We start from the raw sequence: 260 nt of genomic DNA, 5'->3' as shown, positions 1-260 counted from the left end.
GGAAACAAGGTTCGTGGACGCTCACGGGTGGTCTTCCAGAAGCGAAAGATGACTCAGAACTGCCATATCACGTTGTTGCCTACGACTTCGGTGCAAAACGCAACATCCTGCGCATGCTCGTTGACCGTGGCTGCCGCCTAACCGTAGTTCCTGCTGAAACCTCAGCGGAAGAAGTACTGGCAATGAACCCAGACGGCGTATTCCTTTCGAATGGCCCTGGTGACCCTGCACCGTGTACTTACGCCATTGAAGCAACACAG

At 54.2% G+C, this 260-nt stretch carries 1 protein-coding gene; it reads left to right on the top strand.

Annotation, left to right across the window (positions count from 1 at the left end; genetic code table 11):
- A partial coding sequence (locus AB4585_RS29690) for a glutamine amidotransferase-related protein (RefSeq protein ID WP_408063601.1) occupies window positions 1-260 on the top strand: 260 nt, incomplete at both ends.

Source organism: Vibrio sp. 10N.222.49.C9, from assembly GCF_041474985.1.
Taxonomy (GTDB): Bacteria; Pseudomonadota; Gammaproteobacteria; order Enterobacterales; family Vibrionaceae; genus Vibrio; species Vibrio crassostreae_C.
Note: the sequence above shows the minus strand (reverse complement) of the source record. Positions and strands in the feature narration are given on the sequence as shown.